Source organism: Aliigemmobacter aestuarii, from assembly GCF_004799285.1.
In the GTDB taxonomy this organism is placed as follows: domain Bacteria; phylum Pseudomonadota; class Alphaproteobacteria; order Rhodobacterales; family Rhodobacteraceae; genus Aliigemmobacter; species Aliigemmobacter aestuarii.
On the sequence record NZ_SSND01000004.1, the window covers coordinates 322055 to 340673 of the forward strand.

At 67.1% G+C, this 18619-nt stretch carries 20 protein-coding genes and 1 tRNA gene; 16 read left to right on the top strand and 5 right to left on the bottom strand.

Annotated features, from left to right (window positions below; translation table 11 throughout):
* Positions 1 to 180: 180 nt before the first annotated feature.
* Positions 181 to 1104 carry a LysR family transcriptional regulator gene (locus tag E7811_RS15110; RefSeq protein WP_136395485.1) on the bottom strand — a complete coding sequence of 308 codons (924 nt, stop codon included), beginning with the start codon at positions 1102 to 1104 and terminating at the stop codon, positions 181 to 183.
* A gap of 105 nt (positions 1105 to 1209) precedes the next feature.
* On the opposite strand from E7811_RS15110, the gene E7811_RS15115 reads away from it, so the two are divergent.
* Positions 1210 to 2421 carry a MalY/PatB family protein gene (locus E7811_RS15115; RefSeq protein WP_136395486.1) on the top strand — a complete coding sequence of 404 codons (1212 nt, stop codon included), beginning with the start codon at positions 1210 to 1212 and terminating at the stop codon, positions 2419 to 2421.
* A 338-nt stretch (positions 2422 to 2759) separates the two neighbouring features.
* On the opposite strand, the gene E7811_RS15120 is transcribed toward E7811_RS15115, so the two are convergent.
* A tRNA-Ser gene (locus E7811_RS15120) sits at positions 2760 to 2849 on the bottom strand.
* 243 nt (positions 2850 to 3092) lie between these two features.
* Between E7811_RS15120 and E7811_RS15125 the strand changes: the two genes are divergently transcribed.
* The 7 genes from E7811_RS15125 to E7811_RS15155 all read left to right on the top strand — a co-directional run bounded on the left by E7811_RS15125 (position 3093) and on the right by E7811_RS15155 (position 9457).
* Positions 3093 to 3977, top strand: coding sequence for a DUF2059 domain-containing protein (locus E7811_RS15125; RefSeq protein ID WP_136395599.1), 885 nt, complete (start codon positions 3093 to 3095; stop codon positions 3975 to 3977).
* A 310-nt stretch (positions 3978 to 4287) separates the two neighbouring features.
* Positions 4288 to 4731, top strand: coding sequence for a 50S ribosomal protein L21 (gene rplU, locus E7811_RS15130; RefSeq protein WP_136395487.1), 444 nt, complete (start codon positions 4288 to 4290; stop codon positions 4729 to 4731).
* Positions 4732 to 4737: 6 nt separating this feature from the next.
* Positions 4738 to 5007, top strand: a complete 270-nt coding sequence (gene rpmA / locus E7811_RS15135; protein ID WP_136395488.1) for a 50S ribosomal protein L27 — start codon at positions 4738 to 4740, stop codon at positions 5005 to 5007.
* A 227-nt stretch (positions 5008 to 5234) separates the two neighbouring features.
* Positions 5235 to 5777, top strand: coding sequence for a GNAT family N-acetyltransferase (locus E7811_RS15140; protein WP_136395489.1), 543 nt, complete (start codon positions 5235 to 5237; stop codon positions 5775 to 5777).
* A 196-nt stretch (positions 5778 to 5973) separates the two neighbouring features.
* Positions 5974 to 7005 carry a GTPase ObgE gene (gene obgE / locus E7811_RS15145; RefSeq protein WP_136395490.1) on the top strand — a complete coding sequence of 344 codons (1032 nt, stop codon included), beginning with the start codon at positions 5974 to 5976 and terminating at the stop codon, positions 7003 to 7005.
* A gap of 32 nt (positions 7006 to 7037) precedes the next feature.
* Positions 7038 to 8132 (top strand): glutamate 5-kinase, encoded by a 1095-nt coding sequence (gene proB / locus E7811_RS15150; protein WP_211092131.1) that lies wholly within the window; start codon positions 7038 to 7040, stop codon positions 8130 to 8132.
* A gap of 65 nt (positions 8133 to 8197) precedes the next feature.
* A complete protein-coding gene (locus E7811_RS15155; protein WP_136395491.1) occupies positions 8198 to 9457 on the top strand; it encodes a glutamate-5-semialdehyde dehydrogenase in 1260 nt (419 codons plus the stop codon).
* Positions 9458 to 9461: 4 nt separating this feature from the next.
* On the opposite strand, the gene E7811_RS15160 is transcribed toward E7811_RS15155, so the two are convergent.
* A complete protein-coding gene (locus E7811_RS15160; RefSeq protein WP_136395492.1) occupies positions 9462 to 10151 on the bottom strand; it encodes a histidine phosphotransferase family protein in 690 nt (229 codons plus the stop codon).
* Positions 10152 to 10174: 23 nt separating this feature from the next.
* Between E7811_RS15160 and E7811_RS15165 the strand changes: the two genes are divergently transcribed.
* From E7811_RS15165 to E7811_RS15175, 3 genes are all read left to right on the top strand, one after another.
* Positions 10175 to 10348 carry a DUF3553 domain-containing protein gene (locus E7811_RS15165; protein ID WP_136395493.1) on the top strand — a complete coding sequence of 58 codons (174 nt, stop codon included), beginning with the start codon at positions 10175 to 10177 and terminating at the stop codon, positions 10346 to 10348.
* A 120-nt stretch (positions 10349 to 10468) separates the two neighbouring features.
* Complete coding sequence (locus E7811_RS15170; protein WP_136395494.1) at positions 10469 to 11248, top strand: GNAT family N-acetyltransferase; 780 nt, start codon at positions 10469 to 10471, stop codon at positions 11246 to 11248.
* A 3-nt stretch (positions 11249 to 11251) separates the two neighbouring features.
* The gene (locus tag E7811_RS15175) at positions 11252 to 12082 is read left to right on the top strand and encodes a lysophospholipid acyltransferase family protein (protein WP_136395495.1); all 831 of its coding nucleotides are present in this window, start codon (positions 11252 to 11254) and stop codon (positions 12080 to 12082) included.
* Between the two features lie 27 nt (positions 12083 to 12109).
* Here the strand turns inward: E7811_RS15175 and E7811_RS15180 are convergent, their stop codons facing one another.
* Entirely contained in the window at positions 12110 to 12730 is a 621-nt protein-coding gene (locus E7811_RS15180) for a thiamine phosphate synthase (RefSeq protein WP_136395496.1), read from the bottom strand.
* Positions 12731 to 12878: 148 nt separating this feature from the next.
* Here E7811_RS15180 and E7811_RS15185 point away from each other — a divergent pair, with 148 nt between their 5' ends.
* From E7811_RS15185 to E7811_RS15205, 5 genes are all read left to right on the top strand, one after another.
* The gene (locus tag E7811_RS15185) at positions 12879 to 13652 is read left to right on the top strand and encodes an RNA methyltransferase (protein ID WP_136395497.1); all 774 of its coding nucleotides are present in this window, start codon (positions 12879 to 12881) and stop codon (positions 13650 to 13652) included.
* 60 nt (positions 13653 to 13712) lie between these two features.
* Positions 13713 to 14396, top strand: a complete 684-nt coding sequence (locus E7811_RS15190) for a calcium-binding protein (RefSeq protein ID WP_136395498.1) — start codon at positions 13713 to 13715, stop codon at positions 14394 to 14396.
* 102 nt (positions 14397 to 14498) lie between these two features.
* Entirely contained in the window at positions 14499 to 15650 is a 1152-nt protein-coding gene (gene ctaA / locus E7811_RS15195; protein ID WP_136395499.1) for a heme A synthase, read from the top strand.
* Complete coding sequence (locus E7811_RS15200) at positions 15647 to 17131, top strand: carboxypeptidase M32 (protein WP_136395500.1); 1485 nt, start codon at positions 15647 to 15649, stop codon at positions 17129 to 17131. Before ctaA ends, E7811_RS15200 begins: the two co-directional genes overlap by 4 nt.
* On the top strand, positions 17128 to 18327 hold the full coding sequence (locus tag E7811_RS15205) for an MFS transporter (protein ID WP_168733050.1): 1200 nt from the start codon (positions 17128 to 17130) through the stop codon (positions 18325 to 18327). Before E7811_RS15200 ends, E7811_RS15205 begins: the two co-directional genes overlap by 4 nt.
* Here the strand turns inward: E7811_RS15205 and E7811_RS15210 are convergent.
* Entirely contained in the window at positions 18309 to 18533 is a 225-nt protein-coding gene (locus tag E7811_RS15210) for a ribbon-helix-helix domain-containing protein (RefSeq protein ID WP_136395502.1), read from the bottom strand. The genes E7811_RS15205 and E7811_RS15210 overlap by 19 nt on opposite strands.
* Between the last annotated feature and the right edge of the window lie 86 nt (positions 18534 to 18619).

Genomic DNA, 18619 nt, shown 5'->3' on the forward strand with positions numbered 1-18619 from the left:
GGGGCTTTGTGGGGAAGAACACGCGCCGTCCGATTGGCGCGTGGATTTTCCGGTAACTTCAGGCGTGAAGTGGCGGAGGGCGCGGGCGTGCAGTCCAACCTTATCCAGACTAAGATATTGATATGGATATTTTTTCTATTAGATCGCGTTCCAGAAACGCCGTCACCGCGACGATATTCGCTACGCCGGGACCGAGCCCCTTTCGACACCTGTCGCCGGCGGGCTGATGCGCTCTGCGATCTGGAATAGCCCTGCGATGTAGTCCGTCTTCGCATCCTCCTGGCGGACGCCAAGGTTGATGCTCTTGTGTAGCCCATCCCGGCCGATCCGGATCGTGGTGATCGGCATGCCCGCCGCGTCTTCCCTGATCAGCCAGTCGGGCAGGACACTCACCCCTCGCGCCGCGGCCACCAACTGCAGCATCAGGTCCGTGCTCTCGATCCCGATCTGACGGACCGGGCGGCAATTCGCGGGGACCAGGAAGCGGGAGAAGACATCCAGCCGATCCGGCGTAACCGGAACCGTCAGCAGGTCCTCGCCCAGCAGGTCCTCCGGCTCGATGAAGGCTCTACCTGCAAGCCGATGATCCTCGTGGACAGCAAGGAGGAGGTCGTAGTCGAAGACCGGCCTGAAGTGGAGGTCAGGCAGCTTCACCGGATCAGGCGTGACAAGCAGGTCGATCTCATGCGCCTGCAATGCAGCGACTCCGTCGAACCGGAACGCGGTGCGCACCTCCAGATCGACGTCGGGCCAGTCGCGCAGATAGGGCCCCGTCACGCGCATCAGCCATTTCTCGCAGGGATGACACTCCATCCCGACGCGTAGCGCGCCGCGACGTCCTCGCGAGATGTCGGCGAGTATGCGTTCGGCATGTTCCAGCTCCGGAACCATTCGCTCGGCGAGGTCCAGCAGGTAGGCGCCCGCCTCGGTCAACTGCAGACCGCGCCCCTTCTTGCGCCAGACCTTCACCCGGTGGCGGTCCTCGAGCTTGGCAATGGCGTGGCTGACCGCGGACTGACTGAGGTTCATCCTCTCCGCCGCCGCGGTGACGCTACCGGCACGGTGGACTTCCCGGATGATGGTGAGGTGCTGGCGATCAAGCATTATGAATATCCTGCATGGGGCAATGATTTCATGCCATTTCTGTTCATGAATTGTCTCTGCTAATTCAGCCCCAGGCACAATCCCCAACCTGTTTCGGAGCCCGCCATGAATTCTGCAGCCGTTCTTTCCCAGTTTGACGAAGTCATCGACCGTCGCGGCTCGAACTCGATGAAGTGGGACGGAGTGCGCACGATGCTGGCGCCGGAGGAGGCCGCAGCCGATCCGCTGCCGATGTGGGTGGCCGACATGGATTTCCGCGCGCCGAAACCGGTTCGCGATGCGCTTGTCGCAGCGGCGGAGAACGGGGTGTTCGGGTACCCCGCAGGTGGCTCGAAATCCTACGTCGCGGCGGTCACCGGCTGGCAGCAGAAGCGCTTCGGCTGGGAGGTCGCCCCCGAGTGGGTCGTCCAGACCTCAGGCATCATCGCCGCGATCAAAACCGCCGTGCAGGCCTTTTCGTCGCCCGGCGACAGCGTCCTGATCCAGCCGCCGGTCTATGCGCATTTCCGTGACGACGTCCTCCTGAACGGCCGCTTCCCCGTCAGCGCGCCCCTGACGCGCATCGAGGACGGCTATCGCTATGACGAGGCCGTGTTCGAAGCGGCGATCCGGCCGAACACGAAGATCTTCATCCTGTCGAATCCGCACAACCCGACCGGCAACGTCTGGAGCGAAGCGGAACTGCGGAGCATGGGCGAGATCTGCGCGCGTCACGGCGTCCTCGTGATCGCCGACGAAATCCACCAGGACCTGATCATGAACCCGGCCCTGCGGCACATCCCCTTCGCAAGCCTGAGCGAAGCCTTCGCGCAGAACTCGATCACCTGCACGGCGCCATCCAAGACCTTCAACGTGCCGGGCCTGCAAAGCGCGAATCTGTTCATCCCGAACCGGCGCCTCCGCGATGAATTCCGTCGCCAGTACGATCGCAACATGTTTCCGCTGGTAAACGTCCTCGGCATGGTCGCGGCGGAGGCCGCCTACACCCATGGCGCCCCGTGGGTGGACGAGCTGGTCGCCTATGTCCGCGCCAATCACGCGCACTTCGCAAGCGCGGTGAAAAATCTCGGGCCCGGCCTGCGGGTACTACCGGCGGACTCGCTCTATCTCGCCTGGATGGACTGCCGCGCCCTCGGAATGGACGCCGATGCGCTCAACCGCTTCATGCTGACGCGCGCGCGGCTCTGGCTCGACAAGGGGCAGAAGTTCGGGCTCGAGGGTCACGGATACATGCGCGTCAACCTCGGCTGCCCCCGCGCGACGGTCGACGAGGCCATCTCGCGGCTGGGCGCCGCGGTAATGACGCAGGCGACGTGAGTGTCAGGTCCGCGCACTTCGCGCCTGTCTCCTGCTCGCCAAGGGTGCCGATGATCTGCTCATCCGTGAAACTCGGGCGCTTCATTGTCCGTCCTCAGGTCGGGCCGGACTCTCATCGATGGTGGAGGAAAGATCCCGTGACAGGTCACCCCACCTGAAAACCGTATCGCGCCAAATGCCAAACAGAGACTCGGGTCACTCTGGGCGACTATTTCGCCTGCAATTTCAAGTCTCTATGGGCATCAGGCCATGCAAGGGGGGCATCGCGCCTCGTGTGTCGCGGAAACGACGCCACGCTACGTGATTGGAAAAACGTTTGAATTTAACGCGCTATATGGTGGCGGAGAGACAGGGATTCGAACCCTGGGTCGGCGCAAACCGACAACGGTTTTCGAGACCGCCGCATTCGACCACTCTGCCACCTCTCCGCATCAGGGGTCGTCGTGGCGGGGATTTAGCCGTCCCGCGCGGGGCTTGCAAGACCCAAAACGGCGAAATCCGGCGCAAACTGCGACCGGCCTCTTCTGCCGGTCCGGCCGGGTTGGTCCGGCTTGCCGATCGGCGGGTTCACGCGACCGTGCAAGTGCGGTTCTTGGCAAGCGGGGGCGGAGCGTTTAGCTGTTAGGCTGATCGACATGGCCGGTTTCGGCATCACGAAAGGTTCCTTCACCATGCTTCTGCGCGCCCTGATCCTTGGCTCGGTCGTCATGGCCGGTGGCACCCCGCTTCGGGCCGAGGCTCCGGTCCTGACGCCCGCAGAGGCGCAGGCCGAAGTGAAGGCGCCCGCCGTTCCGGCCGAGGTCGCCGCGCTGGCCGAGGCCATGCGCATCGGCGAGGTGATGTCCATCATGCGCGAGGAGGGTGTCGAATATGGCGGCACGCTCGAGGAAGAGATGTTCCCCGGTCGCGGCGGATCGGAATGGCGCGCGGTCGTCGGGCTGATCTATGACACGGCCACGATGCGGTCGCGTTTCGACGCGGTCTTCGCGCGCGAGATGGCAGCCGACCCCGAGGCGACGGCTGCGGCCACGGAATTCTTCACATCGGATCTGGGCGCGCGGATCATCGAACTCGAGATCGAGGCGCGGCGCGCGCTGCTGGAGGATGCGGTCGAGGAGGCCGCCCGCGTGATGGCCGAGGACATGCTGGCCGGGGGCGAGCCGCGAATGGATGCGCTTCAGGCCTTTGCCGAGACGAACGACCTGATCGAGTCGAACGTTTCGGGCGCACTGAACGCCAATCTCGCCTTCTACAAGGGTCTGGCCGAGGGCGGCGCGCTGGAGGATGACATTCCCGAGGATCAGATGCTGTCCGATGTCTGGTCGCAGGAACCCGAGGTGCGCGCCGACACCGAGGACTGGCTCTATTCCTATCTCGCGCTGGCCTATCAGCCGCTGTCGGATGACGATCTGGCCGCCTACCATGCCTTTTCCGAAACGCCCGCCGGGCAGAAGCTGAACGCGGCGTTGTTCGCCGCCTTCGACGAGATGTTCACGCAGATGTCCTTCGATCTGGGCCGGGCCGCCGCGCGTCAGATGCAGGGCGAAGATATCTGACGGCTGAAATCGGCACGCCGGGCGGTTGCCGGGCGGTCATCGGGTCGGGGCGCGGGGCGGTTTGCCCGGATCGGTCCGGCGCCCTCGATCCGCGCGGGAAGAGGCACGATAAACGGCCCTAGAAAGTGGTCCTCGGGCGCTTGACTCCCGGCCCCCCTTCATGGATAAGCGCGCATCTCCGGACAGTCGCGAGGCTGGCCGGGGTTTTCATGTTCAATGACGCCCTTAGCCGGGCGCGCTGTCCGAGGCATCGAAACGCCGGATCACACGCCGGGGCCACAGGACGCGGAGACGAGAAAAGGAAAGACCCATGTTCGCGGTCCTCAAGACGGGCGGCAAGCAATACAAGGTGCAGGCGGGCGACGTGCTGCGCGTTGAAAAGCTTGCGGCCAATGCTGGCGACAAAGTCCAGTTCAACGAGATTCTGATGGTCGGCGGTGACACCGTCACCGTGGGTGCGCCGCTGGTGAAGGGCGCTGCCGTGCAGGCCGAAGTGATCGACCAGATCAAGGGCGAGAAGGTCATCCACTACGTCAAGCGCCGCCGCAAGCACAGCTCGCAGCGCACCAAGGGCCACCGCCAGCACCTGACGCTGGTGCGCGTGACCGAGGTTCTGGCCTCGGGCGCCGAAAAGTCGGGCGTGGCCGCGGCCACCGGCACCGCCGATGCGCGTCGCGCCGCCCACGAAGCCCCGGCCGCCAAGGCCGCCGCGAAACCCAAGCGCGCCGCCAAGGCCGCCAAAGCCGAGGAGTAATCCCCCATGGCACACAAGAAAGCAGGCGGTTCGTCCCGCAACGGTCGCGACTCGGCCGGTCGCCGTCTTGGCGTGAAGCTGTTTGGTGGCCAGGCCGCCATTCCGGGCAACATCATCGTGCGCCAGCGCGGCACCACCTGGTTCCCGGGTGAAGGCGTCGGCATGGGTCGTGACCACACGATCTTTGCCACCGTCGAAGGCCGCGTGACCTTCCGCAAGGGCCTCAAGGGCCGCACCTTCATTTCGGTGCTCCCGGTCGCGGAGGCAGCCGAGTAAGCCGAACCTTTACAATCGGATTGTAAACGGGGGATCGGCTGAAAGGCCGGTCCCCTTCCTCATTTCCGCCCCGAAGATCGGGCAGGGATGAGCCTTCCATCCGCGTGAGCGGGCCGTGAACGTCCTTGCAAAGGGTCTGGCCCGCCCCCACGTCGATGGAAACGGGGGAGACGATTTCCGGTGCCGGGAGTGCCCGGCGCCCATGCGCTTTCGAAGGAGGGGAAGCCATGACGCTTGATCTGATCCTGGCCGAGGCTGGCCAGATTGCCGCCGGGCGGTTCGTCCTGCGGCCGGTGCGCAAGTCGGACGCGGGGCTGTTTGCCCATTACGCGGGCGACCGCCGCGTGGCAGAAGGCACCCGATCCATTCCCCATCCATTGCCGCCCGGCGCGGCGGAGGCCTTTGTCACACGGGCGATGGCACCCTCGGGTGACGAGGACATCTGGGTGATGGACGGCACGGCAACGGGCCTGCCTGAGGTTCTGGGCGTGATCAGCCTCAAGCGCATGGATCGCGGCCAGTCCGAGGTCGGCTATTGGGTCGCACCCGCGTTCTGGAACCTCGGCATCGCGTCCGAGGCGGTGCGCGCCCTGATCGAGGCGAACCCGCAGGCCAACCGCACGATTTTTGCCGAGGTATTCCAGGACAACCCCGGTTCGGCGCGGGTGCTGACCAACGCGGGCTTCACCTATCTGGGGGACGCGGAAACCTATTCGGTGGCGCGCGGGGCAAGGGTGCCCACGTGGACCTACCTGAAGAAACTGGACTGACCGGACCGGCGCCTGCCAGTGCTCGCGCCTGCCAGTGCTCGCGCCTGCCAGTGACCGGCGCCTGCCCGTGCGCCAGAGGCGGGCAGACGCGCGGCTGCGGGGCCGGGCCAGGGGGCGGCGCCCGCCTTCGTGGCGCTTGAGCCTTTCGGGCGCATCCTGTATCGGGGCAGCGACCCCCCATGAGAAAGCCTGAGAGATGAAGTTCCTTGACCTTGCCAAAGTCTATATCCGCTCGGGCGGGGGCGGGGCGGGCTGCGTCTCGTTCCGGCGCGAGAAGTTCATCGAATTCGGCGGCCCCGACGGGGGCGACGGCGGCAATGGCGGTTCGGTCTGGGCCGAGGCCGTGGAAGGGCTGAACACGCTGATCGACTTCCGCTATCAGCAGCATTTCTTCGCCAAGAACGGTCAGCCCGGCATGGGCAGCCAGCGCACGGGCAAGTCGGGCGACGACATCATCCTGAAGGTGCCGGTCGGCACCGAGGTGATCGACGAGGACGAGGAAACCGTGATCGCCGACCTGGTGACGGTGGGCCAGCGCGTGCTTCTGGCCAAGGGCGGCAACGGCGGCTTCGGCAACCTGCATTTCAAATCCTCGACCAACCGCGCGCCGGGCCGGGCCAATCCGGGCCAGCCGGGGGTGGAACGCACGATCTGGCTCAGGCTGAAGCTGATCGCGGATGCGGGCCTTGTGGGTCTGCCCAATGCGGGGAAATCCACCTTCCTTGCCGCCGTGTCGAACGCCCGCCCGAAGATCGCGGATTACCCGTTCACCACGCTGGTGCCGAACCTGGGTGTCGTCGGGATCGACGGGCAGGAATTCGTCATGGCCGACATTCCGGGCCTGATCGAAGGCGCAAGCGAGGGCAGGGGCTTGGGCGACCAGTTCCTGGCCCATGTGGAACGCTGCTCGGTCCTGCTGCACCTGGTGGACGGGACATCGTCCACCATCACCAAGGACTACCGCACCATCGTGACCGAGCTTGAGGCCTATGCGCCCGAACTGGCGGCGAAACCCCGCGTCACGGCGATGAACAAGGTCGACGCGCTGGACGGCAAGACGGCCGGAACCCGGCGCCGGGCGCTGGAAAAGGCCAGCGGCGGGCCTGTGCATGTGATCTCGGGCGTGACGGGCCAGGGGGTGCAGGACGTTCTGCGCGCGCTTCATGCGCAGATCATGCTGGCCCGCAAGGCCGATGAACCCCGCGAGGTGCAGCCGTGGCGGCCGTGAACCCGGTTCTGGCCGCGACCACGGCCCCCGATGTGCGCTCCGCGCGCCGTCTGGTCGTGAAGATCGGCTCGGCGCTGCTGGTGGACCGGCAGAAGGGGCTGAAACAGGGCTGGCTTTCGGCGCTGGCGATGGACGTCGCCGAAGCGAAGGTGCGCGGGGCCGATGTCGTGCTGGTGTCTTCGGGGTCGATCGCGCTTGGGCGCAAGATCCTGGGCCTGCCGGATGGCGCGCTGACGCTGGAACAGTCGCAGGCTGCCGCGGCGGTCGGGCAGATCCGGCTTGCCCGCGCCTATGAAGAGGTGCTGGCCCCGCACGGGATCACCACGGGGCAGGTTCTGGTCACGCTGGAAGATACCGAAGACCGCCGCCGCTATCTGAACAGCCGCGCCACGATGGAGACGCTTCTGGGCCTGGGCGTTGTTCCGATCGTGAACGAGAACGACACCGTGGCGACGGACGAGATCCGCTTTGGCGACAACGACCGGCTTGCGGCGCAGATCGCGGTGACCGTGGGGGCGGACCAGTTGATCCTGCTGTCGGATGTCGACGGCTTCTATTCGGCCAATCCCAAGGAGGATCCGACAGCCATCCGTTTTGACCTGGTGGACGAGATCACGCCCAAGATCGAGGCGATGGCGGGCGATCCGATCTCGGGCCTGTCAAAGGGCGGGATGAAGACCAAGCTGATGGCGGCCAAGACGGCGGTGGCCGGGGGCTGCGCGATGGCGATCATGGAAGGATCGGTCCTGCGCCCGCTCAAGGCGCTGGCGGAGGGGGCCGCACGCACCTGGTTCGTGGCCCATGGCGATCCGCAGGTGGCCCGCAAGCGCTGGATCAACGCGATGAAGCCGAGAGGCGAGGTCACGGTCGATGCGGGCGCGGTCAGCGCGCTCCGTGCGGGCAAGTCGCTTCTGCCTGCCGGGGTGCGGTCGGTCGCGGGCCACTTCGGCCGGGGTGACCCGGTTGCCATCCTTGGCCCCGATGGAGAGACGCTGGGCAAGGGGCTGGTGCGCTACACGGTCGAGGAGGCGCGCAGGATCGCCGGCCACAGATCGGCCGAGATCGAGGGCATCCTGGGCTATCAGGGCCGCGCGGCCCTGATCCACCGCGACGACATGGTGATCTGAGGGCAGGCCGGGGCGCTGCCCCCGGACCCCCGGGATATTTGGGCCAGAATGAAAGAGGCAGGGCGATGGACGGGCAGGCGGGCGATCTGATGCAGACGATGGGCCGGGCGGCCCGCGACGCGGCGGCGGAGCTTGCCTTTGCCCCGGCCGCGCGGAAGACGGCGGCTCTTATGGCGGCGGCCGATGCGGTGGCCGCGCATGAGGCCGGGATCCTGGCTGCCAACGCGCGCGATCTGGACTATGGCCGCGAAAAGGGCCTGTCGCCCGCGATGATGGACCGGCTGACCCTGAACCCGGCGCGGATCGCCGCGATCTGCGAGGGGCTTCGGTCGGTGGCGGCGCAGCCCGATCCGGTTGGGCGGGTGCTGGCGGAATGGGACCGGCCCACGGGGCTGCACATCCAGCGGGTTGCCACGCCCCTTGGCGTGGTGGGCGTCATCTATGAAAGCCGCCCGAACGTCACCGCCGACGCGGGCGCGCTGTGTCTCAAATCGGGCAATGCGGTGATCCTGCGCGGCGGGTCGGAAAGTTTCCATTCCTCGGGCGCGATCCATGCCTGCATGGTCGAGGGGCTCAGGGCGGCCGGGCTGCCCGAGGCCGCGATCCAGCTGGTGCCGACGCGTGACCGCGGGATGGTGACGGAAATGCTGCGGGCGACCGGGTTCATCGACGTGATCATCCCGCGCGGGGGCAAGGGGCTGGTCGGGCTGGTGCAGGCCGAGGCGCGGGTGCCCGTCTTCGCCCATCTGGAAGGCATCTGCCATGTCTATGCCGATGGCGATGCGGATCCGGAAAAGGCCCGGCGCGTGGTGCTGAACGCCAAGACCCGGCGGACCGGCATCTGCGGGGCCGCCGAATGCCTGCTGATCGACCGCGCCTTCTGGGACCGGCACGGCGCCGTGCTGATCGAGGACCTGCTGGCCGCCGGGGTCGAGGTGCGGGCCGAAGGTGATCTGGCGCGCGTTCCGGGCACGGTGCCTGCCACGCCCGAGGATTTCGGGCGCGAGTTCCTTGACATGATCATCGCGGCGCGCCTGGTGGAGGGCGTCGACGGGGCGATCGCCCATATCCGGCGCTATGGATCGAACCATACCGAAAGCATCCTGACGGAAAATGATGCGACGGCGGCGCGGTTTTTCGAACGGCTGGACAGCGCGATCCTGATGCGCAACGCCTCGACCCAGTTCGCCGATGGAGGGGAATTCGGCATGGGCGCCGAGATCGGCATCGCCACGGGCAAGATGCATGCGCGCGGCCCCGTGGGCGCCGAGCAGTTGACCAGCTTCAAGTATCTGGTCACGGGCGACGGCACCTGCCGGGCCTGACGGGTCAGACCTCGAGCCGCAACTCGCCGCCACTTTCGGTCACGCGCAGCCTTCGCCCGGTCCGGGCAAGATCGGCGCGGACCAGCGCGAACTGCACCTGCGCGGGGCCGAGTGTGGCGGGGGCCGGGGCGCCATCCGATGACAGCCAGTCCCAGAACGGGCCGATGTCGCGGCGGCGGGCGCTGTGTGCGGCGATGCGCCAGCCGTCTCCGTCCCGGTCAAGAAGGACATGGCCGCCATAGGGCAACGCGGTTTCAAGGCAGAGCAGCAGCAGGAACAGAAGCCGCGCCTCGGACCGGGCCATTTCGGCCGGTCCCTGAAGGTCCACCGTCAGCCGCCCGCCCGCGTTCATGTCCGACAGGATTGCCTGCAGATCTGCCCGCGCGACCCGCTGGCCCTGGCCGGGATCGCCAAAGGCCATCCGGAAGAAGCGCAGCCGCGCCGTCGCGCTGGCCACGCTTTCGGCGATCAGCGCCAGTTCGGGGCTTTTCCCGCCCGGTTCGAACATCAGCAGTTCCAGCCCATTGCCGATGGCGCCGATCGGGCTGATAAGGTCATGGCAGATGCGCGACCCCAGAAGCGCGGCAAGGTCGGCCCTGTCGGGCGCATCGGCGGGCGCATCGGCAGGCGTGGCGGTCGGGGGCGTTTCGGGCAGGGGCGTTTCGGGACGAGATGGAACAGGGGGCGGCGGCATGGCGTCACCTTTGGGGAAATGCGATGAATGAAATACTGGAGCCTGGAATGTTCGTCCGGCACCCCGGCAAGCCGGATTGGGGGCTGGGGCAGGTGCAATCGAGGATCGGCAACCGGATCACCATCAATTTCGAACATGCGGGCAAGGTGGTGATCGACGGGGCGCATGTGGCCCTTGAACCCGTGTTTGACCGCTGACGCAACTATAGGGCGTGCCTTTGGAAAATGGCAACCCGTGATTGCGCGGGCGGTGGCGGTTGCATTGCGGGCCGCGCCTTCCTAGAAGTTGACCACAGCCCCGAAAGGACCCCGCCCCGGATGATCGCCGACACCTCGCGCCTGACCCTGCGCCTTGCGCGCGATGCGCGCGACCTGCGGGCCGCGCAGCGCCTGCGCTATCGGGTTTTCGTTCAGGAACTGGGGGGCGACGGCGCGATGGTGGACCATGACGACCGGCTGGAACGGGATGCCTTCGATCCGCTGTTCGATCACCTGATCCTCGTCGACACGTCCCGCGATCCGGCAGAGTGCGAGGATGTGGTGGGGGTCTACAGGCTTTTGCCATCCGACAGGGTGGGGGCTGCGGGGCGGTTCTATTCGGAACAGGAATACGACCTGACCGCGCTGCGCGCCTCCGGGCGGCGTCTGGTGGAACTGGGGCGGTCCTGCGTGCATCCCGATTTCCGGGGTGGGGCGGCGATGATGCTTTTGTGGAACGGGCTGGCCGAATATGTGCTGGACCGCGGGATCGAGATCCTGTTCGGCGTGGCCAGTTTCCACGGCACCGACCCGGCGCCGATCGCGCAGGCGCTGAGCTATCTGCACGCCCATCACCTGGCGCCCGAGGCGCTGCGCGTCGTCGCGCGGCCCGAACACCGGCAGGAGATGGCGCTGATCCCGCCCGACCGGATCGACCGGAAGGCGGCGATGCTGGCCACGCCCGCGCTGATCAAGGCCTATCTTCGGCTGGGGGGCTTCGTGGGCGACGGGGCGTGGATCGACCACGCCTTCAACACGACCGATGTCTGCCTTGTGATGGACACGGCGCGGATGTCGGCCAGGCACCGCGATTTCTATGTCCGCAAGGCCGAGGGCTGACCGATGGGCGAGGCCTGGAAAGAGGCGCCGGTTCCCCCCTTGCGGATCGGTCCGCTGGGGTGGCTTCGCGTCGGGCTGCGCGGCCTGACACTGGGCAGCCTGACCTATGGCGGGCTGGCCATACTCATGCTGGTGCGGCTGGTCGAACAGCCGCTTTTCGGGATGGCCCGTCCCTGGACGCCGCATATCACCCAGACGGTCTGCCGCCTTGCGCTGCGCATCCTGCGCCTGCCGCTGAAGGTCGAGGGCACGCCGATGATCGAAGATGGGGCGGTTGTGGCCAACCACGCCTCGTGGCTGGACATCTTCGTGCTGAACGCGGCGCAGCGGGTCTATTTCGTGTCGAAATCCGAAGTGGCGGGCTGGCCCGGCATCGGCTGGCTGGCGCGCGCCACGGGAACCGTGTTCATCGCCCGCAAGGGCACCGAGGCGAAGGTGCAGCAGCACCTGTTCGAGGAACGCCTGCGCGCGGGGCACCGGCTGTTGTTCTTTCCGGAAGGCACAAGCACCGATGCCGTGCGCGTCCTGCCGTTCAAATCGACGCTGTTTGCCGCCTTCTATACCCACGGGCTGGAACGCGTGATGCATATCCAGCCGGTCACGGTGATCTATCATCCGCCCGAAGGCGAGGACCCGCGGTTCTATGGCTGGTGGGGCGACATGGAATTCGGCCCGCATCTTCTGAAGACGCTGGCGCAGGGGCGTCAGGGGCGGGTCGAGGTGATCCACCACGCGCCCGTGCCGGTCGATGCCTTCGAGAACCGCAAGGCGCTTGCGCTGCATTGCGAACGGGTGATCCGCACGACCCATCCCCTGGCCGAAGCCGGAGAGTGAACCCGCGCGGCCCCGGTCAGCCCCGCCTCAGCCCAGGGGGGCAAGCAGCGCCTTCAGCGCGGCGGCCGGATCTTCGGCGCGCCAGATTTCATCGCCGATCCCGAAGAAATCGGTGACAGGGCCCAGTTCGGCCACCAGATCGGCGGTCAGCGCGCCTTCGGCCACCACCGGCACCTCGATCATTTCCGACCACCACTGAAAGAGGTCGACCGGCGCGCGCGCGCCCGTGCCGAGGCTGGTTTCGCCGACCGGCCCGAAGGCGACGTAATCCGCCCCCGCCTCGGCGGCGTTCATGCCTTCGTGCCGTGTGGTTCCGCAGAAGGCGCCGATGATCGCGTCGCCCCCCAGATCCTTGCGCAGCTTGCGCACTAGACGGGCGCCGTCGGTCAGATGCACGCCGTCCAGCCCCAGCCGTTCGACCATCTGCACGTGGTTTTCGATCACGATGGCCACGTCGCGGGCATGGGTCACCTCGCGTAGCGCGTCGCCCGCGCGCAGGATCGCATCCTCGTCGCGCGTGGCCAGCGCCAGGCGCACGCAGGCGACCTCGGCCTGGTCCAGCACCGCCGCCAGACGGTCGGCGAATGTGTCCACCTCCAGCGCGGGCGGGGTGACGAGGTAGATCTGCGGGCGATCGGTGTCTGCCATCATGCGGCTCCTCAAGGGCTTTGGCGCCCTTTAGCGCGTTTTCCTGGGCTTGGCTATCGGCTGCGGCTTTCCTTGTCATGCCGATTGCACCAGCGTATCAGGCGCGGGCTTATCAGGCGCGCAACGCGATCCCCACGGCAGGACCGACATGACCCAACCGTTCTTCATCCTCGTCCGCCCGCAGATGGGCGAAAACATCGGCGCCGCCGCGCGCGCCATGCTGAATTTCGGGCTGACGGGCATGCGCGTCGTCGATCCGCGCGATGGCTGGCCCAATCCGCGCGCGGTGGCGATGGCTTCGGGGGCAGGGCGGATCCTGGACCTTGCCGGGCAGTTTCCGGACGTGCCCCGGTCGATCGCCGATTGCGACTATGTCTTTGCCACCACGGCGCGCGGGCGCGAACTGACCAAGCCCGTGGTCACGCCGGAACGCGCGATGGAACAGGCCCGCGCGATGGCCGCCGAAGGCAAGCGCGTGGCTTTCCTGTTCGGCCCCGAACGCGCGGGGCTGGAGAACGAGGATCTGGTCCATGCCAATGCCATCGTGACCGTGCCGGTCAACCCCGATTTCCCCTCGCTCAACCTTGGGCAATGCGCGCTGCTTCTGGCCTATGAATGGCGCCGGCAGACGGCCGATGTCGCCCCCGAGGTGATGGTCATGGCGCGGACCGAATTCGCGACCCGGCTGGAGGTCGAGAAGCTGGCCGACCATTACGAGGCGCGTCTGGGGGATGCGGGGTTCTTTCATCCGGCGGAAAAGGCGCCCGGAATGAAACTTGCGCTGCGCAACATGTGGGCGCGTCTGAACCTCACGCGGGCCGAGGTGCAGACCTTCCACGGCATGCTGCGCCAGATCGCCTGGAAGCTGAAACGGCAGGGCGAAGCGGAGGGCGATGAAAAAAATCTGGCCGAGAAGGAATAAACCCGCGGGCAGATCGTTTTGCCTCTGACTGGAACAGCCATCGGGGAAAGGAACGATCAGATGCCGATCTATCGCGGAAACGGGGAAGCCAACCGGATCTTCGGGTCGCAGGGCAATGACACGGTGCTGGGGTTCGACGGGGCCGATACGCTTTACGGGCGGGACGGGCGCGACCGGGTCGAAGGGGGCGACGACGAGGATCGCCTATATGGCGGCGCGGGCGACGACACGATGATAGGCGGCAAGGGCGAGGATCGGCTCTGGGGCGATGCGGGCAACGATCTTTTCACCGATGAAAGCGGCAATGACGCCTTCTTCGGCGGGGCCGGGAATGACACGATCCGCGCGGGCGAGGGCAACGACAGCCTGAACGGCGGCACCGGGCGCGACCTTCTGGTGGGCGGCGAGGGCGACGACAGGATGATCGGCGGCCGTGGTGCCGACCGCCTGATCGGTGACGAAGGCAACGACACGCTGAACGGCGGGCGGGGCAATGACGTGATGACCGGGGGCGAAGGCGCCGACCGCTTCGTGTTCCGCTGGGGCAGCGACAGGATCACTGATTTCGACATCGGCGACGACCAGATCGACCTCAGCGGCATTGCCGGTCTGGACGACTTCGGCGACGTGCTGGCGCGGATGCGGCAGGACGGCTCCGACACCGTGTTCCGCGCGGGCTCGCATGTCCTGAGGATCGAGGACGTCTCGCGCGCCTCGCTTGACGCGGATGACTTCCTGTTCTGAGCCGAAGGCGCCCCCCGGCACCGGGGGGTGCGACCGATTGCGAACCGGCCTTGAAAGGTGGTGCGCCGCGTCCTAGGGTCCTGCCGCGAAAGGGGACCGCAGATGGCAGGAAAGCGCAGCATTTTCGAGGAAGTCGGCGAAGGCACCCGCGCGGCGGCACCCGCGCCCGGCGTGATCGACAAGGGCACGGGCGGCGCGCGCGGCGCGATCCGCGGCTGGCTGCTGGTCCTTTTCATGCTGGTCGCGTCGATGATCGTAGTCGGCGGTCTGACGCGGCTGACGGATTCGGGCCTGTCGATCACCGAATGGCGCCCCGTGACGGGCGCCCTGCCGCCGATGTCGGTCGAAGAGTGGGCCGTCGAGTTCGACAAGTATCGCGCGATTCCGGAATATCAGTTGCAGAACAAGGGGATGAGCCTTGAGGATTTCAAGGTCATCTACTGGTGGGAATGGGGCCACCGGCAACTGGGCCGTGTCGTCGGTCTGGTCTGGGCCGCGGGGTTCGTCTTCTTCTGGGCGACAAGGCGCGTTCCGGCGGGCTGGACGGGCCGGCTTCTGGGCCTTGGTGCCCTGGGCGGGCTTCAGGGCGCGATCGGCTGGTGGATGGTGTCCTCGGGGCTGACGGGGGAACGGGTCGATGTGGCCTCCTACCGGCTGGCCACGCATCTGGGCCTGGCCTTCGTCATCCTGGGTCTCATCGCCTGGTATGTCCTTCTTCTGGGGCGGAGCGAGGCGCAGCTCATGCAGGCGCGCCGCAGCCGCGAGGCGAAGCTTTACAGCCTGTCCACCGGGCTGATGCATTTCGCCTTCCTTCAGATCCTTCTGGGTGCGCTGGTGGCCGGCATCGACGCAGGGCGTGGCTTTCCGACCTGGCCCGACATGAACGGGCAGTTCTTCCCCGCAGACGCCTTCTATGTGCCCGGCGGGCCCGCCTGGGCGGCGTTCTTTGAAAACCCGGGGCTTGTGCAGTTCATGCACCGCATGGCCGGCTATCTGCTGTTCGCCTTCGCCATCGTCGTCTATCTGCGCGGCCGCAGGTCGGCCCATCGGGCGACGCGCGGCGCCTTCGGTGCGGTCATGGCGATGATGGTGGTGCAGCTTCTGCTGGGCATCGCCGCAGTGTTGACCGCAGCGCATCTGCATGTGGCGATCACCCATCAGGTGGGCGCGATCCTTCTGTGGGTGCTGATCCTGCGCGCCCGTCACCTTTCCCAATACCCGCTGGTCGGGTCGATCCGCGAGGGCACGCAATGACCGCCAACAACACCGCCTATGCCGATCTCATGGCCTTTCAGCGCCAGACCGAGGCGCTGGCCCAGGTCGCGGGCCGTCTGGGCTGGGATCAGGAAACCATGATGCCCCGTGGCGCCGCCGAACAGCGCGGCGAGGAGATGGCCGCGATGGAGGGCATCCTTCACGCCCGCCGGACCGATCCGCGGATCGGCGAATGGCTGGCCCTGGCCAAAGCCGCCGACGAGGTGGCCGCCGCGCAGTTGCGCCATATCCGCCGGGCCTATGACCGGACGCGCCGGATTCCCGCAGATCTGGCGCAGGAACTGGCGCGGGTCACGTCGCTGGCGCAGGGGATCTGGGCCGAGGCGCGCGCCAATGACCGGGTCGCCGATTTCCTGCCGACCCTGACCGAGGTGATCCGGCTCAAGCGGCACGAGGCCGTGGCCCTGGCCGAAGATGGCGATCCCTATGACGCGCTCTTGGACGATTACGAACCAGGTGCCACGCAGGACAGCATCGCCGAGATGTTCGACCGGATGCGCCCGCGCCTGGTGAAGCTGCGCGAGGCGATCCTGGCCTCGTCCGTGCAACCTGCGAAGCTTTCCGGCCATTTCGGCACCGAAGGGCAGCTGCGGCTGGCGCGTCGGCTGGCCACGGCCTTCGGATACGACTGGAACCGGGGGCGGCTTGACCTTGCCGTTCATCCGTTCAGTTCCGGATCGGGCAACGATGCGCGGATCACCACGCGGGTGATGGAAACCGACCCGTTCAACTGCTTCTACTCGACCATCCACGAGGTGGGTCATGCCTGCTATGAACTGGGGATCGACGGCGATTACCTGCTGACGCCCCTTGGCAACGGCGTGTCGATGGGCGTCCACGAAAGCCAGAGCCGGATCTATGAAAACCAGATCGGCCGGTCGCGCGCGTTCACCGGCTGGATGCATGGCGAGATGGTTGACCGCTTCGGCGATTTCGGCGTGACCGATGCGGATGCCTTCTATGCGACCGTGAACCGGGTCCAGCCGGGATACATCCGCACCGAGGCCGACGAGGTGCATTACAACCTGCATGTGATGATGCGCTTCGATCTGGAGCGCGCGTTGATCCGGGGCGATCTGGCGGTGCGTGATCTGGAGGCGGCTTGGAACGATCGCTTCCGCGCCGATTTCGGCGTCGCGGTGGACCGGCCCGCGCATGGCATGCTGCAGGATGTGCACTGGTCCTGCGGGCTGTTCGGCTATTTCCCGACCTACAGCCTTGGCAATGTCTATGCCGGATGCCTGCACAAGGCGTTGCGCGCGGATGTGCCCGACCTGGACGACCATCTGGGGCGGGGGGAAACGCAGGTGGCCACCGAATGGCTGCGTGACCGGGTGCAGCGCCACGGCGGCCTTTACGAACCGCGCGAGGTGATCCGCCGGGCCTGCGGCTTTGTGCCGGACGAGGGCCCGCTTCTGGACTATCTGGAAGGCAAGTTCACCGAGATTTACCGGCTGTGACAGTCGATCCGCCCGGCGATGGCCTGTCCGTCTGGCTTCTGGCCTTCGGGCAGACCCTGACCTATGCCGGGCTCTACTATGGGTTCGCCGCGCTTCTTCCCGCGCTCGAGGCCGATTTCGGCTGGACCAAGGCCGAACTCGCGGCGGGGCCGACGCTGGCCTTCCTGGTGACGGCGGTGCTGACGCCCTTCACCGGCGGGTTGGTCGACCGGGGCCGCGCGGGCGAAATGCTGACCCTTCTGCCGCTTCTGGGCGGGGCCGCGATGGCGGGAATGGCGCTGGCGCAGACCCAGGCGCAGTGGCTGGCGCTTTGGGCGCTGGTGGGGGTGGCGCAGGCCGGGGCGATGTATGAAACCTGCTTTGCCTTCCTGACCCGCCGTCTGGGGCAGGGGGCAAGGGCGGCGATCACCCGTGTGACGCTGGTGGCCGGGTTTGCCGGCACCCTGGCTTTTCCCTTCGGGGCGGCGCTGGCTGCGGTCGTGGGCGGCCGGGGCGGCCTTGTGGGCTTTGCGGTGCTGGTCGCCCTGGGGGTGGCGCCGGTCAACCTCTGGGCCGTGGTGCGGCTGAGGCGGCGATCGCCGGCGGCGCGACGGAGGGCCGATCCCGAACCCGGCGCGATGGCGGCGGCGCTTCGGCGACCTGCCTTCTGGGGGCTGGCGGCCGTCTGGGGGCTGATCTGGCTCAACCATACGATCCTGATCACCTATGCGCTGGAACTCTTCACCAGTCGCGGGGCCGCGTCGGGCGTGGCCGTGGTGGCCGCGTCCTGCATCGGACCGGCGCAGGTGTCGGGCCGCCTTCTGCTGATGCTGAACGAGGCGCGGGTCGGAAACGCGCGGGCCACGATGTTCGCCTTGGTGTCGATCCTTGTGGCCTCGGTCTGTCTGGCGGCGGCGGGGGTGGCCCTGCCGCTGATCTTTGCCTTCGCGCTGTGTCAGGGGATGGGGGCGGGGCTTCTGTCGATCCTCAAGCCGGTCCTGACCGCCGACCTGCTGGGGCGGCGCGGGTTCGGCGCGGTGTCGGGTGCGCTGGCGGTGGCCCCGATCCTGTCCTCGGCGGCGGGGCCGTCGGTGGGTGCGGCCCTTCTGGCAGCGGGCGGAACGGCCGCTGTCCTTTCGGCCTCGTTCGCCATGGCGGTGGCCGGAACGGCGATTGCCGCGGTCCTGCTGGCGCGGGGTCAGCGCGATCTGGCCTGAAACTGTTTCAGGACGAAGACCCGGATCGCCGAGGCCAGCCCCTCGCCCCCGCTGCGCGATCCGTCGATTTCTGCCGCCAGCGCGTTCAGCGTCTGCCCGCGTTCGGCGGCGATGTCGCGAAAGGCCTGCCAGAACTCCGGCTCCAGCGAGACGCTGGTGCGATGGCCGTGAAGCGTCAGGGAATGTTTGGCAGGTGGGCGGGGCATGGCGCCAGGCTAGCGCGCATTTCAGGGTGGAGCCAGCCGGAGTTTTCGAAAACTCCGGCGCGAGGAGCCTTTAAAGGCTCCGCCCC